We start from the raw sequence: 16,545 nt of genomic DNA, 5'->3' as shown, positions 1-16,545 counted from the left end.
GGGCCTCTCCTCTCTCATTGCTTCTCCTATGTCGTCCTCCGTGCCCTCGTTGGAAGATTCGCTGGCGGACTTCGATCCGGATGCGCTGCATCGGCCAGCCGTTGCCTTGCGTGTCGATGTTCGTGAGAACGACATCGAGTTGCCGATGCATCGGCATCGCAAAGGCCAGCTCGTTCTTGCCCTGCATGGCGGCGTCACGTGTGCAGTGCCCGACGGGCTATGGATGGTGCCGCCTCAGTGCGCGGTATGGATTCCGGGTGGCATGCTGCATAGCAACCGCGTCACGGCGAATGGGCGCGTCTGTTTCCTGTTTGTGGAAACAGACGCCGCGAGCTTGCCGGACCAATGTTGCACGCTGGCCATCACGCCGCTCGTGCGCGAGTTGATCGAGCACCTGGCGGCTCTTGCGCACCTCTACGACGTCGACGGCCCGACGGGGCGCCTGGCAGCAGTCTTGCTGGACCAACTCGCGCAGATGCCCATGGAGAACCTCCATTTGCCGATATCCGCCCATGCGCGACTGCGACAGATTGCCGACGCGCTGACGAATGACCCAGCGGATCGAAGCACCCTCGCCGAGTGGGGCCAAAGGGTCGCCATGAGCGAACGTACCCTGGCGCGTCTGGTCAAGAACGAGACCGGCATGACCTTCGGCCGCTGGCGGCAGCAGTTGCATATCGTCATTGCGTTGCAACGCCTTTCAGCCGGCGCGCGGGTTCAGCAGGTGGCGGAAGATCTCGGCTACGAGTCGGTCACCGCGTTCATCACCATGTTCAAGAAGGCATTGGGCAAGCCGCCCGCCCGCTATTTTGCGGACCGGCAAAATGGTCACGAGCAATGACTTCATCCACCACTGCAAACCGGCTAGCTCGTGGCCGCGAGAAGCTCGCTCAATGCGTCCGATCAATGCGTCCGATCAACGCGACACGCCTAGCTGCCGATCGAAGAAAACTTCAGCCGCCTTGATCGCCTGCGCATGAGTATCGTCTTGCGGAACGCGCGTTTTGCAGATCGGAACCTTGGCTAGTCCGAGCTTGGTACAGGTCGACAGAAAATCGCGGTGGCCAACACCCGAAAGCTCTGTAAGCGAAGCGTTCGGGATCATTCGGATTGCGACAAGGCCGTTCGTTGCGGGAGGCGCGGTTGTGTCGAGATCGCCCAGCATGATCTCGACCGGTTTGGGCAAGTGTTCAAGGCTTGCGGGTTGCAGGGCCTGCACCAGCGCCGGCGCCATCACGAACGCAGCGCGCACTTGCTTGATGCTGTGGTCATCGGCTGCACGCGACAGTTCCGCCTGGATCTCAGGACGCTTGAACAGCTGCGCATAATCCTGCGCCGTGAAGTTGGATTCCGGTTGCGCACGGCAGACACCATCGTCGGGATTCGCATCGCAAAACCGGGCGAAATGCGCGCGATCAACCCGGGCGCCAGCCGCCACGAGCGCAGTGAAACCGCCGGCTGAAAAACCTGCGGCGCCGACCCGCGACAAGTCCATATGCGGACCGATAACGGGGTCCTCGGCCACCGTCTGCAGCGCGAGACGCAGATCCTCCGCGCGGTCCCACCACAGCGCTGCGCCCGCGGGCGTCATGGTGTCCAAGCCGTTGTTGCCGGGATGATCGACCGAGACCACGATATAACCGTCGCGCGCCAGCGCAATTCCGAACCAGCCCATGAGCCGGGCCGTGCCCCCGTAGCCATGAGAGAAAAGGATCACGGGGTGACGCTCGGTATCGGAGGCGAATGCTGCGTCGGGAGCCACGGATCCTACTCTGAAGATCGCCGCGCCGGGAGCGCCAACGGTGATCTCACGTTCGGCAGCATCGGCTGCGGCTGGGTACCACACTGTGATCCGAAGCTCCGTGCGGTGCTGGGCGTCACGCAGGCTTGCGGTTGGATCAGCCGTCACGCGATGCATCTCGCCGACAGGTCCGGCGAATGTCGTTCCGGCTGCGAGGAGGAAGAGGGGGACGAGGAGTGCAACGACTGCTCTGACAAATTTCGGCATCTTCATGATGATCGAATGGTGTTTTGCTGGACATAGCATAGACCATCAGACTAGGGGATTGGTCACCGGCCTTCTATTGTCCCGGATAGCCGTCGCGCCACCTGAAGTACCTTCCGCTGCCGGTAAAGCTTCAGCGCAAAAGCGATGACCGGCTCGATGTGGTCTCGGTCGACGATTGCACCCGCGCGCACGTCTTGTTCGCCCTCAAGCCGAAGCTGGCGTTCGACACCTACCACGTCTCGGCCGGATCGCAAGCGCCGGCCATTGGCCAGATCATCGGCGCAATAGATGAGGCCACGGGTATATCGGGGAAACGCTACTCGATCCGCGCACCGCGCCATTTCCGCAGGATCGCGTGCGATGTAGTCGCGCGTAAAAACTCGGGCGCGGCGCGGCTGATCGAACATGTGCGGGGTATCCATGCCGGGTTCGCCAACCTGGACTACCAGTTCTATAACCGCCGCCTGCGCGAAGAGATCGGCTTCGAGCAGTTGCCGTTTATCGACTCTGTCAGCGAATGCGTGCGGACTTCGCGCGGCATTGGGATCGTCGAGCAGATCCGCTGGGATTTAAAGTAAGCAGCGCAAGTAAGCAGCAAAGTAACGAAGCACACGCGTTTTCTTCGTCGCGCAACGAACCGGGGCGTCCTGACAGGACGCCCCGGTTCGTTTTTACCGTCATTCGTCGCGCGGCGCGTTCCTGATCAACCCTTGTTTCCGGCCAGTGCGCCCGCACTGTTGGCCCCGCCGAACAACGCGGTCAGGTAGCTCGCATTGCTGCTCATGTGCGCCATCAGCGTATTGAGCGCAGTGAACTGCGCGTTGTAGCCGTTCGTCAGTTGTGTGGCGAATGCATCCAGCTTCGTGCCCTGGACCTTGATGTTGTCGAGGTCCTTGTTGAGCGACGTCGTCCGGGTATCGAGCAGGCCATCTTTCTTGAGAAAGGTCTTGAGCGTTTTGTTCATCTCCGCACCGAGGCCGGAACTCGAATTGAACAACGCGTTGACCGTGCCGGGCTTGTTGGCCAGCGCCGCGTTCAGCGCGGTCTCGTCGATCTTCAATGTGCCGCCCTCTTGCAGCGTGATACCGATCGTCCCGAGGTTCGTCATTGCCTTGGTCCCGTCCGACGCAGTCGGGACGCCCTTGCTGATCACGGTTGCAAGCGCATTCCTGACCGTGTTCATCATCGAGTCGCCGAGCAACGGACCGCCCTGCGAGCCCTTCGGTTGCGACTTGTCGAAAGAAGTCAGCGACGCCGCCATGTTGACGAAGTTGTTATAGGCCGTGACGAAGGCCTTGATCGACGTCTGCTGGACAGTCGTGTCGGTAGTGACGCTCAGCGTCTGCGTCGTGCCCACGGACTCAGAGGTCAGGTTGATCGACAGTCCCGCAATGGCCGATGTCACGCTGTTGCTCGGGCTGCTGACCTCCGTGCCGGCCACCATCAGCAACGCGTCCTTGCCAGCGGCGGTTTGTTTCCAGTTCGCCGATGTCCCGATAGTCGTGTACGGCGCCACGGTCTTGGTCGGGTCAGACGGGTCGACGGTGGAGGTGGACGAGCTGACGTTGAGCTTCGATAACCCGGTGTTGTCGCCCGAGCCGGTCGGCGTGACCTCCACCGAGATACCGTTTGCCACGCCCGTGGTAGACGAGTGCAGCACGAGATGCGCGCCGTCCGTGCCGGTGATCACTGTTGCGCTCACGCCGGGATTGCCCGAGGCGGCATTGATTGCGGCTGCAATGCCGCTCAGCGTGTTATTCGACGAATCGATCTTGATCGAAACGTCCGAGCCGCCCACCGAGAGTTTCAGCGTGCCCTCCCCCAGCGTTTCCTTGGCGCCGAACCCAACCGAGGTGATACTTTGCGATGTCGCGATGTTGGTGACCTGGATCGCATAACTGCCGGACGTGGCGCCCTTGCCGGCGGTGGCCGTCAAGCCCTTGCCGTCGGCTTTAGCGGTGACGGCGGACAGCGCGGTGCCATCCGACAGCGACGCCAGCGAGCTTTGCAGCAACGACATGACCGATTTCAACGAACCGACAGCGGTCAGTTGCGAGGTGCTGGTTTTCTGTTTTGCCGCGTTAGCCGCGTTTAATCCGGCAACCCGGGCATTGACGATAGCCGCGACGAGCGCGGGGACGTCGGTATTCTTGCCGGTTGAGCCGTTGATTAGAGATTGTCCCGCGGACTTGATTGCGTCAGACATGGAAACTGGAACTCCCTTGGGTTATCCCTGGGTTGGGCTGATCAGCATCTCCCCTTCATACGAGATGACACTTTCGTGACACAAGCCGGGAAAATAGCCGTTCAAGTCATTGCCAAAAGGCTTTGAGTGGTTGCGTTAATCCGGAGCGCTCAATCGCTCATTTGCGTGTTGCGTCGACGTGCAACTGAGCGGCAGCGCGTGTTACGCAATGTTACGATTAATTACCAATATATTACGGCAAGCCGACAAAATACTTTAGGAAAGTTTTCATCTATTTGTCGGATGATTCGATACGTCCATGACTTGGGGACGTGTCGAATCAGCGATGAATAAGGGAAAGCGGCGCGCTTAGCCGCTTTTATACGGGCGAGCGCATCGCGACATCTCGCCCTGTTTTCAGCACGCTTGAAAAAATCAAAATCGTGCGACGGATTTCCGGTGAGCCCGCGTTTAAGCACTCGACAGCACTTGCATCGAGCGTCTTTTCTACCTCCAGGAAACCGTTATGAAAGCACCAGGAAAACGGGCTTCGCCCACGTTCGCGGTAAAGGCCGTTTTGGCCGTCGTTACCGCGCTCGCCGCGCTGACCAGCGTGCCGGCATTCGCGCAAGAGGTGATCATCGCCCCGTCGGCACCGCCGCCGATGCGCACGGAAGTCATTCCCTCAGGACGTCCCGGTTATGTGTGGGACAGCGGCCACTGGCGCTGGGCTGGCCGCGGCTATGAATGGGTGCCGGGCCACTGGCGGCCGGTACGGGTCGGCGCACATTGGGTGCCGGGGCACTGGGTGCAACGCGGACCGAACTGGCGCTGGATCGAAGGTCACTGGGCACGCTGAATCAGCGCCCACCTACGCTCACCGTCGCTTCGTCACCTCCCGGGCAAAGACAGACACTCATGCTTAAAACTCTAGTCGCCATTGCATTTGCGGCCGCAGCGCTTTCTGCGTGCGTCGTTTATCCAGCCCGGCCGGCTTATTATCGGCCGGCGGTCGTCGTGTACTGAGCATTTCCCACGCTGGCGCGCCGGGCCGCAGACCAACCCGGCGCAGGCTGTTGAACATGTGCTGCGAGATCAACCACATTGAACGAACAAGACCCGGACGCGGAGTTGCTAGCCCGTATCGATGGCAGGGAACCCGGAGCGGTTCGCGAGATGGTCGCGCGCAAACTGCCGCGGCTGCTCGCGCTCGCGACCCGGATGCTGGGAGACCGTGACGAAGCGAGCGACGTGGCACAGGAAGCGTTCATCCGGATCTGGAAGCAGGCGTCGCGCTGGAAGGGGGGCCAGGCACGCTTTGACACCTGGCTGCACCGCGTGGCGCTCAACCTGTGTTATGACCGCTTGCGGCGCCGTCAGGATGTCATCTCCGATGACGACGCGCCCGAACCCGTTGATCAGGCGCCGCTGCCGGAAGATCAACTCGACGAGTCCGCGCGCAGTGAGCGCATTGCCGCCGCGCTCGCTGCGTTGCCGGCACGCCAGCGCGAGGCACTGGTGTTGCAGTACTACCAGGAACTGCCCAATGTCGAGGCAGCGGCTTTGATGGGTATCAGCGTCGAAGCGCTGGAAAGCCTGCTCTCGCGCGCACGCCGCACGCTGCGCAGCCGTCTTGCCGGCGAACGCGGCGAGCATGTCTTTGGAAAGGAACGCCGATGACCCCCGAACGTTTTCGCCGCCTCACCGAGGCTTATGGCGCCATGCCGGAACACTGGCCGGCCGCCGAACGCGCAGAAGCCAAAGCGCTGCTCGCTCAACGTGACCCGGTCGTCCTGGCTGCGCTTGCCGACGCCCGCTCGCTCGATCTCGTGCTGTCGGGGCACAGCGTTGCCGCGCCCGAATCGGATCTGGTCCGGCGTATCCTGGCGTGCGCACCGTTGGCCCCAGCACGTCAGGAACCTGCGTGGAAACGGCCGCACTGGTGGCTCTCGGGCGCGGGTCTCGTGGGCGTGGGTGTGGCGGGAATCGCGGCGGGCGTGCTGGCCATTTCGTTGACCGGATCTATCTACATCACGCCGGCGAACCCGCCGAGCCTTTTCGATCAAACCGGTGAAAGCACCGTATTTAGCAGCGCGACGGCCGACTGGAGCGACCAATGACCATGCCGACAACCCGGCTCAAGACACTGCTGATCGTGTCGCTGGTGCTCAACATCTTTCTGCTCGGGGCAATAGCGGGCGGGACGTATCGATGGGTGGCGAAGCAGAAGGCCGAGGTGCTCGCGCAGCAACGCGGCTTGCGCTTCGCTGCGGCTGAATTGCCTCCGGAACGTCAGAACCAGTTGCGCGAGGCGCTGCGGCAGACACGCCGTGAGAGCCTGCCGCTGATAGTAGGCGCGCGCTCGGGTCGACTCGATGTCGTACAGGCCCTTGCTGCTCCACAATTCGATCGCGCCGCGCTCGACGCAGCGCTCGCCCGCACGCGCGAGGCCGACGTTGCGGTGCGTGCGCGGGTCGAAGCAACGGTGGCTGACTTCGCCGGCACGCTGACGCCCGATGAACGGCTCAAACTCGTGGATGCGCTGGAGCGCCACGGGCCGCTGCATGTCGGGCCGCCGCCTAAAAAATAAACTTGGCTGGACACCGACGGATTCAGGCGGCCCCACCGTTCAAGCACCATAGCAACTCGATTCGTGGGAACAGCCATGGCTGACGTGACATCAGGCACATCCGCTACATCCGTGGTTACATCCGTGACCCCCGCCGCGATCGCGCTGAATCGCTTCGGACTCGGTGCCCGTGCGGGCGAAGCAGCGCCGTCCGATCCAAAGGGCTGGCTCAAGAGCCAGCTTTTTGGCGCAAGCTATCAGGCGATGCCGCAAGCGTTAGGAGACCAACCATCAAGCAGTGCGCTCGCAGCCGAATTCGCCGATCGCCAGAGCGCCATCCGCAACGCTGGCGCCGACGACAAGCAGGCGGTACGCAAGTCCTATAACGAAAAACTCCGCGATATCTATCGCGCAGCCGTCAACGCGCGATTCGTGAGCGCGCTGCAAACTCCCACGCCTTTTGTCGAGCGGCTGGTGGTCTTCTGGTCGAACCATTTCGCGGTATCGGTGGAAAAACCGCCTGTGGCCATGCTTGCCGGCTCGTTCGAAGCCGAAGCCATCCGCCCGCATGTACTTGGCCGATTCGAGGACATGCTGGTTGCGGTCGAACGTCATCCCGCCATGCAGATCTTCCTGGATCAGGCGCGCTCGGTCGGCCCCGATAGCCCCGCGGCCGAACGCGCCGCCGCAAGACATCCTGAGCGCAAGCCCGGCCTGAACGAGAACCTGGCCCGCGAGATCATGGAGCTGCATACGCTTGGTGTGCGCAGCGGCTACGATCAAAACGACGTGACCGAGTTCGCGCGGGCGCTGACAGGCTGGAGCATCGGTGCGATGGGCGGCGGCATGGGTGCGGGTGCCCAGCGCAATGACGCTGCCGCGCCTGGACAGTTCGTGTTTCGCCAGCCGCTGCACGAGCCGGGGACACGCACGATCATGAACCGGCAGTACGATCAGGCCGGCGAGCAGCAGGCCCTCGCCGTGCTGCACGATCTGGCTGCCTCGCCCGCGACTGCGCAACACATTGCCGGCAAGCTCGCCCGGCATTTTGTCGCCGATACCCCACCGCCCGCGCTGGTCGACCGCCTTGCCAGCGTGTTCAGCGCGACGAACGGCGACCTGTCCAGCGTGTACCAGGTGCTGATCGATTCGCCCGAGGCGTGGGCGCCGGTCGACGCGAAGTTCAAGACGCCGTGGGACTGGACGGTGTCGTCGCTGCGGGGGCTGGGTTTCAACACTCTCGGCAACACACAGATCGCGCCCTTGCTGACGCAGCTCGGCCAGCCTGTGTGGCGGCCAGGGTCGCCCGCAGGCTACGACGACATAGCCGCAAGCTGGGCCGCACCCGATGCGCTCGTGCGCCGGGTGGAGTTGGCACAGCGATTTGCGTCACGCGTTGGCGATACGCTGGACGCGCGCACACTCGGCAACCAATTGCTTGCAGGTTCGCTAAGCGATGCTACGGCATCCGAACTATCGCGAGCGGAAAGCGCGCCGACCGCACTTGCGCTGCTGCTGGTTTCCCCCGACTTCCAAAGGAGATGACACGATGACCACGCGTCGGAATTTCTTGTTGTGCGCCGGTGCAGGCGCCGGTGCGATGCTGATCGGGTCGCGCATGGCGTTCGCTTCGGTGGAGTCGGACCGGCGGTTTGTTTTTGTGATCCAGCGTGGCGCCGCCGATGGTCTCAACATTGTCGTGCCCTATGCCGATCCCGCTTATGCAAGCCTGCGCGGCGCGCTTGCGATTGACCCGTCGAGCGCAACCAGGCTCGACGGTACGTTTGCTCTGCATCCGTCGCTGGTCGAGACGGCGAAGATGTACGCCGCCCAGCAGGCGCTGTTCGTCCATGCGGTTGCATCGCCGTACCGTGATCGCTCACACTTCGACGGCCAGAACGTGCTCGAAACCGGCGGTACTGCGCCTTATCAAATGAAGGATGGCTGGCTCAACCGGCTGGTGTCGATGCTGCCCGCCTCCAAAGCCAACGCAATAGCGCTTGCGTCCACCGTGCCGCTGGCGCTGCGCGGCCGTGCCGAGGTGACATCGTATGCACCATCCGCGTTGCCGCAGGCGCCTGATGACCTGTTGGTGCGCGTCTCCCAGCTCTATTCCGGTGACCCTCAGCTTCATGCGCTCTGGAGTTCCGCGATGGACGCTCGCGGCCTTGCCGCCGACGCCGGTGCGCGTCAGGACCCTGCAAGCCTCGGCAAGCTAGCCGCGAGTTTCCTCGGCCGCAGCGACGGCCCGCGCATTGCAATGATCGAGACGGGTGGATGGGACACGCACAGCGCGCAGAACCAGCGGCTGGGAGCGCAACTGAAGGCGCTCGACACGATGATGGCGTCCATGCGCGATGGCCTCGGCGAGCATTGGGCGAACACGACCGTCCTGGTTGCCACCGAGTTCGGGCGCATGGCGACGGCGAATGGAACGGGTGGCACGGATCACGGCACGGCGTCAGCCGCGATGCTTTTGGGAGGAGCGGTGCAAGGCGGCCGGGTTCTGGCGGACTGGCCGGGGCTGGCGCCCTCGGCGCTGTATCAGGGCAGGGATTTGCGGCCCACGCTCGGGCTGGACAGCCTGATTGCGGCCGCGGCCGGAGAAACGTTCGGCCTCGATCCGGTTCACGTCAGGGCGACTCTTTTTACACAGAAGAGCGCCAGCCCGATGTCCAGCCGGTTGCTGCGGACTTAGCAGCGCAACGACTGACAAGCAGTCACCTATTTAACTTCACCAGGAAAAAACTAAAATGAAACATGTCATCAGCCTCGCACTCCTTAGCATCATGCTCACCGCTTGCGTGGTAGAACCCGCACGTCCACCACGGCCGGAGCCGCTTGTTGAAGTCGTGCCGGCACAACCGGCCCCGGGTTATCACTGGGTGAAAGGACACTACAGGTGGGCGGGAAATCAGTGGTTGTGGGAACGCGGGCATTGGGCAGCGTACTGATTTCGCCAGGGACGGTTGTTGTGCCGGCTCAAACGCATGCGAGCTCCCCTATCCTGCGAACCTGGGCTCGGGCAAACCTTTCACGCCCAGCCCGGTGATCGCGAACAACCCACCCTTGTCACGCTCCTTCTGCGGGATGCCCCACATCGGCCGGCCCATGGTCGTGACAAACAAGATGTCCAGATTCGGACCGCCGAACATCACGCTCGTCAGGTTGCGCACAGGAAACTCCACCACGCGATCAAGCTTGCCGTCCGGCGTGAAGCGCAAGATCCGTCCGCCGAAGACAAGCGCTGACCAGACATAGCCTTCAGCATCGACTGTCGCGCCATCGAACGTGCCCGCCATGTCCCGCGCCGATGCGAACACCCGCCGGTTCGCCACTGCCCCGGTCTCGATGTCGTAGTCGTATGCGTACATCTGCTTGTCGTAGGTGTCGGTGAAATAGAAGACGCGGCTGTCCGGACTCCAGCAGGGTCCATTCGAACAACTTATACCGCCGTCCAGACGCGTTACCGAACCATTCGTATCCAGCCGATACAACGCACCGCTTCGGCTGGAACGCTGGCCGCGATCGGCGTCGTAGCGGTCGAAGTCGTAAGCCATCGTGCCCGCGATAAACCGCCCTCGCCGGTCCACCTTGCCGTCATTGAAACGCGTCTCGGGATCGTCGCTTTCCGGGTCGGCAATGAGCTTGACCGTCTGCGTCTCGAAGTCGTAGAAATGCAGGCCGTTCGCGAGCGCAACCACGGCACCGCCGCGCTCGCGCAACGCCATCGACCCAATGTGGCGCGGCACGAAATAACGCCGTATGTCGCCGCCGTCGGCGCGGCAACTGCTGATTTCGGCAGCGGTGCTGTCGATCCAGTAAAGGCGCTGCTCCTTCACATCCCACAGCGGTCCCTCGCCAAGATGATTATTGGCATCGACGATCAGTCGGGTTTCGATCATGGTTGTCTCCGGTCATCAACTCTTGTCGTCATCGGACTTCGAGGTCGCGCGACGATGGGCAAGCAGGGCCATCAGCCGCCGGTCACGCCAGCGGCTGCGGCTTTCTATTTCATTGCGAGGCAACGCTTCACGGCGCTCGGCATCGAGTCTCGCGATGCTGTCGGGCGACCAGTCGAACGGCACGCTGTCCTTTGCAAAGGAGCGATACATCGCGCCGTAACGCGCCGCATAATCCGCGACGCCGCCGGGCGCATTGAGGTCGATGGTTTCAAACGGCCCCATGAACGACCACCGCAGCCCGAGGCCATCGCGCATCACGGTGTCGAGATCGGCGGCGCTTGCATAACCTCGCGCGTACAGGCTCAATGCTTCATCGAGCAGCACGCCTTGCAGGCGGTTCAACAGGAAACCCGGGATCTCACGTGCAACGGTCACAGGCTCCTGACCAGCCTCTTCGTACAATGCACGCGCACGAGCCAGCGTGTCAGGCGACGTCCACGGCGCCCCGCAGAGTTCGACCAGCGGCACGAGCGAAGGTGGATTTACGGGATGCGCCACAAGGCACCGTGCGCGACCCTCCAGGGCTTCGGTGAACGTGGAGGCAGGCAGGCCAGAGGTCGAGCTGGCCAACAGCGTGTCGGGGCGTGTCAGCTTGTCCAGTTCGGCGAACAACGTGCGCTTGACCTCCACGATCTCCGCAATGTTCTCCTGCACCAGGTCGGCGTCGCTTACCGCGTCCGCGAGCTGTTCACATGCCGTGACACGCGACACGATCTGCTCTTGCGGCTCATCGATCAGTCCGTACTTGCCGAGATCCAGGACACTGCGGCGGATAGATGGAATCGCGCCGTCGAGCATCGCGCGGTCGGCGTCGTGAAGCCTGACCTCGAACCCCGCACGCGCGAACACGATCGCCCACGCGCGGCCTATCCGTCCCGATCCGATCACTGCAATGCGTCTGCTCATGGTGTGGCTCCATCGACGATCAAGCTTTTTTATCGCGCAACGTAATGACGGCAGCCAGTACAACGAGGCCGTTGATGATGTCGCGTACGGCGGGCGGCACGGTCGTGCCGGCGAGTAGCGTGCCCAGCGCAGTCAGCAGCAACGCGCCGCCGAATACACCGAGATAATGACCGCGGCCACCGGTGATCAACGCACCACCCACGACCACCACCGCAATGGAAGGCAGCAGATAGGGGTCGCCCATGCCGAGGAAAGCCTGGCTGCTGAAGCCGGCAAGCAACAGGCCCACCACGGCGGAACACAAACCTGAGAGGCAATACACCGCGATCAAGGTGGCGCCTACGCGCACGCCCGACAGCTTCGCCGCGACCTGCGAATTGCCCACTGCATAGATGCGTCGGCCAAAAGCCGTGCGATGCAGCAGCAGCAACGCCAATGCAAGGAACAGCGGCACGCACCACGCGGCGAGCGACAAGGGGCCCACGCGCCCGTTCGTGAAATTACTGATTGCCGACGGTGACCAGCCCTGCGGCGAACCGTTGCAATAGATAAGCGTAATGCCCTGAAGCAAGCCGTTGGCTGCCAGCGTGACCACGATGGGCGGCAAGCCCAACACGACCACGCCCACACCATTGAACACGCCTACCAGCAAGCCGGTGCACAGCACCAGCGGCACGGCCCACGTCGCGGCTTCATTGACGCCGTGCGTCAGCCCGGTCAGCAACACGCCAGACAGCGTGATGAGCCAGGGCACGGAAAGGTCGAGCCCCCCCGTCAGGATCACGGCGCCCTGCCCAAGCCCTAGAACGGCCAGGAACAAGGTCAGCGTCAGCAAGCTCGTATAGAAGTTGGCACTCGCGAGGACACCCGGGCCATAGACCACGCCCGTGATCGCGATCACCGCGAAGAACAGCAGATACGCCGGCACGACGTACTTGGCCCATTCGCGATTGCGTTCGATCCAGTCGCCCAGCACGTGCCCCTTTAGCTCCGTGTTTTCTATCGGACGGAAGTTCTCCACTTCGAACTTCACGCGCCGCGCTCCCGGGTCATTGCGCGCACGTGTTCCGGTGCGCCACGCCGTGAACCATCGTCCGGCGTAGCGCGCGCAATGATGCGCTGCCGACTGCTTGCCGACCGACGACCCGAGCACCGCCAGGATCAGGATCACGGCTTCGGCGATGGTCGTAAAGAACGCGGAGACGTTGAGCACCAGCAGGATATTGACCGTGATCATCAGGGTCATCGCGGCGAACACCGTGCCCACGCAACCCCCTCGCCCGCCACCCAGCCACGTGCCGCCCAGCACGACGGCCGTGAACATGGAGAGCAGCAACGGCCGGCCCACCAGCGGATCGGCAGAACCGGTCTGTGCCGATACATACAAGCCCGCAGCCGCGTAGAACATGCCGGCGAGCGCATAGGTCGCGATCCGGTAGCCTCTGACAGGCATACCGTTCGCATAGGCGCCATCGGGGTCGCTGCCTAGCGCATAGAGGCCTACGCCGAAGCGCGTACGTTTGACGGAGGTCCACACGAGCAGGGCAGCGACCAGCACGGCCGCTGACATGGGGACTTTATCGGCCACGAGATCGGAGGTGATGAATGCGCCGAACTGATCGCCGATACTCCCGCCCGGTTTGTTCTGGATCAGCAGCGTCAAACCCTGCACCATGAACATGGTGGCGAGCGTGACCACGATCGACTGCAACCGGAACCACGCGATCAACGCGCCGTTAATCAGTCCAATGCCCCCGCCTATCGCAAGAATCAGCGCAACGCCACCCCATTGTTCGATCGGCGTGCCCTGCACGAAGCGGACCGCGAGCACGTTTGACAACGACACCACCGCCGACGCCGACAGGTCGAAGCCACCGCTCAGCACGACGATGGTCTGCCCGATCGCCGCAAGCGCGAGCGTCGCGCTGCTGGAGATCACGGAGCCGACGTCGTACAGCCCGACCGGCGTGGCGGACAGCGACACCCACGTAATCATCATCGCGAGCAGCGCACCAATCGCGATGATCAGCCCGCGGTAATGATCCACGCGCGCCAACAAACCGACACGCCCCCCGGGTCGCACGACCTCGCTATCGGGCGACGCAATTGCAATTTTCATGATCGACCTCGGATTGCCTGAACGAGCTTCATGAGCCCATCAACTTGAAAGCATCTTGCGCATCACGTTCTCTTCGGTGAGCGCCTCGCCTGCCAACTCGGCGACATTGCGCCCGCGATACACCACCGAAACGCGATCGCACACATTGACCAGCTCCGGCACGTCGGTGGAATAGAACAGCACCGAGCCGCCGGCTGCCGCGAACGCACGCATCAGCACGAAGATCTGGTGCTTGGTTCCCACGTCAACGCCGCGCGTGGGATCAAACATCAGCCACACGCGGCTTTGCGTGAGCAGCCATTTCGCCATGGCGATCTTCTGCTGGTTACCGCCAGAGAAAGAAAGGCACGGCTTGTAGACCGCCCGCGGATTGACTTCCATTTGCGCGAGCGCCTGCTTGATGGCGGCCTGCTCGCGTTTCCTGTCGATCAGGCCGAAGCGCGAGAAGCGCTTGATGACCGGCAGCGAAACATTCTCCCCGCCGGGTAGACGCAAGAACAGACCTTCGGTCTTGCGGTCTTCCGGCAGGAAACTCGTCGATACGCCGGACTTCAGCGAATCGGCGGTCGAGGTCAGCGTTACCCGCTTTCCATCGATGAGGATCTGACCCGCGTCGATAAACTCGGCACCGAACAGTGCCTCGAAAATTTCGCGCTGCCCCATGCCTTGTAGTGCGGCGATGCCGTGTACTTCGCCTGGCTTGAGCGTAAGGTCGAAGTCGGTGACCACGCCGTCCACCTTGATGCCGCGCGCTTCCATCGCCGGGGTTTGAAGCGTCGAAGGGGTCGCCACTTTTGGCGGATATTTGGCGTCCATCGACCGGCCAATCACGAGGCGAATGACTTCGTCGTCAGAGATCGAATGGGTGTCGAAAGCGCCTACGTCATGGCCATTTCTATACACCGTGAGGCTGTCGCAGAACTCGCGCACTTCCTGCATCCGGTGCGTGATGAACACAAAAGTCACCCCGCGCGCCTTCAACTCCTCGATTCGTCGCGACAACCACGCAACGTCACGCCCGGAGAGCGCGGACGTAGGTTCATCGAGTAGCAGCACTTCAGGCTGACGGACCAGCGCCTTCGCAATCTCGATCTTCTGGCGCACGGGTAGCGCGAGATCGCGGATATACGCACCCGGGCGGATATCGCCCAGTTCTAGCTGTTCGAGCCATTGCGCAGCCTGCTTTTGTGATTCGCGCTGGCGGATACGGCCAAACCAGCCAGTCGGTTCGTACGCCATCAGCAGGTTCTGCGCGACGGTCAGGTCTCTTACCAGCGTCATCTCCTGGAATGCCGTCTGCACGCCGGCCCGATGCGCGTCCTTGGGACCGCGCATGCTCACGTTGCGGCCCATGATGGAGATGCTGCCTGCATCCGGCTGCATGAGACCGGACAACAGCTTGACGGTCGTCGATTTGCCGGCACCGTTCTCGCCGAGCAGCGCATGAACGGCGCCACGTCTGACGCGGAACGACGCGTTGTCGAGCGCGACAGTGGCGCCGAACCGCTTGGTGACCTTCGAGAGATCGAGCGCCCATTCGTTGCTGCTTGTTCCCATCGCTGTCATCGTCTCTGTCCCTGCACTCGACATGGCGTCACTCCTCTACTCTTAGTCCGGCTTGCCGGTCAGTGCCGCGTTGAATCCAACCTCGGTCGTCTCTTGCGAATAGATGTCCGCAAACCAGCCCGGCGGCACCTTGTCCGGCATGAACGCGGTGCACCCGCCCTTCAGTTCATCCATGGAGCCGGTCGTGCACAACTTCGATTGCGAGGTCTCCACCAACGGCAGCTTGAGCGTTACGTGCGCCGGAAAATCCTTGCCGTCGAGCTTGTCCACGGCCATCTTCAGCGCCAGCGCACCGGAGTACGGCGGCGAGCCATACGAGATGGAGCGATAGCCAATCGAGCGATAGGCACCCTCGCCCTTCACCGTGCCCGGCGGCAACATCTGCACGCGATGACCGTTCGACGACTCACCCGCGCACGGCTTGATCTTGTCGTCTGCTATTCCAGCATCGAGTTGCATGGATGCCGCCGTGAAGCAACCCACCTGCATCCACAAGCCGTCGATCTTGTCCCAGCTATTGGTCGCCAGGATCTTCGACAGCTCCGTCTTGGCCGTCGCCTGACTCCACATGCCCGTGCCTTCCGCGACGATCTTGATCCCCGGATACTTGGCGAACACGGCCTTCGCGGCGTCGGTGCGCGCGCGATCAACGGACGTGCCCGGCACGCCGTTGATCAGCACGATGTTGCCCTTGCCGTTGATCGTCTTCGCGAGCCATTCAGCGGTGACCGTGCCGGCCTGCTTCTGGTCGATCGTCACATTGTGGGCGCACGGCTCGGTCACTTCACCGTCATACGCTGCCACTACCACGCCCTTCGAACAGGCGTTCTTGATGGCGCGATTCAACGCGGTCGGGGAGATTGGATAGATCACGATGGCCTTCGCGCCAGCCTGGACCATCGAGTTGATCTGCTGGATCTGTTTCTGCGCGTCGGTGCCGGCGACTTGCACTTCCAGGTCGACCTTGTCCTTCAGCCCCGGCGTAGCGGCCATGGCCTTGACCATGTTGGCAGCTTCGGTTTGCCAGTCATTGCCGACATAACTCATCGACAGAAAAACCTTGTATTTCCCCGCGGCCGAGGCCTGTCCCGAGACGGCTAGCGTCATGAGAAGCGCGGCGCCCAGCGCGAGCCTTGCCCCCCGACGGATGGTGTTCGTCAGTGCGTTCATGTCTTCCTCCGATCCTGCGTATGGTTATGTGGTTCGCTACGTTTCAACGCTTGCTTA

16 protein-coding genes are annotated in these 16,545 nt (G+C 62.5%); 9 read left to right on the top strand and 7 right to left on the bottom strand.

The window, feature by feature from the left end:
- Positions 1-28 precede the first annotated feature (28 nt).
- Positions 29-841 (top strand): AraC family transcriptional regulator, encoded by an 813-nt coding sequence (locus tag BSU04_RS36285; RefSeq protein WP_089165048.1) that lies wholly within the window; start codon positions 29-31, stop codon positions 839-841.
- Positions 842-916: 75 nt separating this feature from the next.
- Here the strand turns inward: BSU04_RS36285 and BSU04_RS36280 are convergent, their stop codons facing one another.
- Entirely contained in the window at positions 917-2,014 is a 1,098-nt protein-coding gene (locus BSU04_RS36280; protein ID WP_218827402.1) for an alpha/beta hydrolase family protein, read from the bottom strand.
- 188 nt (positions 2,015-2,202) lie between these two features.
- Here BSU04_RS36280 and BSU04_RS36275 point away from each other — a divergent pair, with 188 nt between their 5' ends.
- Entirely contained in the window at positions 2,203-2,586 is a 384-nt protein-coding gene (locus BSU04_RS36275; protein WP_144021460.1) for a hypothetical protein, read from the top strand.
- Between the two features lie 125 nt (positions 2,587-2,711).
- Here the strand turns inward: BSU04_RS36275 and fliD are convergent, their stop codons facing one another.
- Positions 2,712-4,214, bottom strand: a complete 1,503-nt coding sequence (fliD, locus tag BSU04_RS36270; protein WP_089165046.1) for a flagellar filament capping protein FliD — start codon at positions 4,212-4,214, stop codon at positions 2,712-2,714.
- 505 nt (positions 4,215-4,719) lie between these two features.
- On the opposite strand from fliD, the gene BSU04_RS36265 reads away from it, so the two are divergent.
- The 7 genes from BSU04_RS36265 to BSU04_RS36235 all read left to right on the top strand — a co-directional run bounded on the left by BSU04_RS36265 (position 4,720) and on the right by BSU04_RS36235 (position 9,716).
- Positions 4,720-5,052 (top strand): YXWGXW repeat-containing protein, encoded by a 333-nt coding sequence (locus tag BSU04_RS36265; RefSeq protein WP_089165045.1) that lies wholly within the window; start codon positions 4,720-4,722, stop codon positions 5,050-5,052.
- Between the two features lie 245 nt (positions 5,053-5,297).
- Positions 5,298-5,873: an RNA polymerase sigma factor gene (locus tag BSU04_RS36260; RefSeq protein WP_089165044.1), complete on the top strand. Its 576-nt coding sequence runs from the start codon at positions 5,298-5,300 to the stop codon at positions 5,871-5,873.
- A complete protein-coding gene (locus BSU04_RS36255; RefSeq protein WP_089165043.1) occupies positions 5,870-6,313 on the top strand; it encodes a hypothetical protein in 444 nt (147 codons plus the stop codon). Before BSU04_RS36260 ends, BSU04_RS36255 begins: the two co-directional genes overlap by 4 nt.
- Positions 6,310-6,783: a periplasmic heavy metal sensor gene (locus BSU04_RS36250; RefSeq protein ID WP_089165042.1), complete on the top strand. Its 474-nt coding sequence runs from the start codon at positions 6,310-6,312 to the stop codon at positions 6,781-6,783. Before BSU04_RS36255 ends, BSU04_RS36250 begins: the two co-directional genes overlap by 4 nt.
- Positions 6,784-6,858: 75 nt before the next feature.
- Positions 6,859-8,307: a DUF1800 domain-containing protein gene (locus tag BSU04_RS36245; RefSeq protein WP_089165041.1), complete on the top strand. Its 1,449-nt coding sequence runs from the start codon at positions 6,859-6,861 to the stop codon at positions 8,305-8,307.
- A 4-nt stretch (positions 8,308-8,311) separates the two neighbouring features.
- Positions 8,312-9,460 (top strand): DUF1501 domain-containing protein, encoded by a 1,149-nt coding sequence (locus BSU04_RS36240; protein ID WP_089165040.1) that lies wholly within the window; start codon positions 8,312-8,314, stop codon positions 9,458-9,460.
- Between the two features lie 55 nt (positions 9,461-9,515).
- Positions 9,516-9,716, top strand: coding sequence for a YXWGXW repeat-containing protein (locus BSU04_RS36235; RefSeq protein ID WP_089165039.1), 201 nt, complete (start codon positions 9,516-9,518; stop codon positions 9,714-9,716).
- Positions 9,717-9,764: 48 nt separating this feature from the next.
- Here the strand turns inward: BSU04_RS36235 and BSU04_RS36230 are convergent, their stop codons facing one another.
- The 5 genes from BSU04_RS36230 to BSU04_RS36210 are packed head-to-tail and all read right to left on the bottom strand — an operon-like array spanning position 9,765 to position 16,488.
- Positions 9,765-10,667, bottom strand: a complete 903-nt coding sequence (locus BSU04_RS36230) for an SMP-30/gluconolactonase/LRE family protein (RefSeq protein WP_089165038.1) — start codon at positions 10,665-10,667, stop codon at positions 9,765-9,767.
- A gap of 15 nt (positions 10,668-10,682) precedes the next feature.
- Positions 10,683-11,633, bottom strand: a complete 951-nt coding sequence (locus BSU04_RS36225; protein ID WP_089165037.1) for a 3-hydroxyacyl-CoA dehydrogenase — start codon at positions 11,631-11,633, stop codon at positions 10,683-10,685.
- A gap of 19 nt (positions 11,634-11,652) precedes the next feature.
- Complete coding sequence (locus tag BSU04_RS36220; protein ID WP_089165036.1) at positions 11,653-13,752, bottom strand: ABC transporter permease subunit; 2,100 nt, start codon at positions 13,750-13,752, stop codon at positions 11,653-11,655.
- Positions 13,753-13,791: 39 nt separating this feature from the next.
- Positions 13,792-15,342: a sugar ABC transporter ATP-binding protein gene (locus tag BSU04_RS36215; protein WP_256983722.1), complete on the bottom strand. Its 1,551-nt coding sequence runs from the start codon at positions 15,340-15,342 to the stop codon at positions 13,792-13,794.
- An 18-nt stretch (positions 15,343-15,360) separates the two neighbouring features.
- A complete protein-coding gene (locus BSU04_RS36210; RefSeq protein ID WP_089165035.1) occupies positions 15,361-16,488 on the bottom strand; it encodes a sugar ABC transporter substrate-binding protein in 1,128 nt (375 codons plus the stop codon).
- Between the last annotated feature and the right edge of the window lie 57 nt (positions 16,489-16,545).

The organism is Caballeronia sordidicola, assembly GCF_002220365.1.
In the GTDB taxonomy this organism is placed as follows: Bacteria; Pseudomonadota; Gammaproteobacteria; order Burkholderiales; family Burkholderiaceae; genus Caballeronia; species Caballeronia sordidicola_C.
Note: the sequence above shows the minus strand (reverse complement) of the source record. Positions and strands in the feature narration are given on the sequence as shown.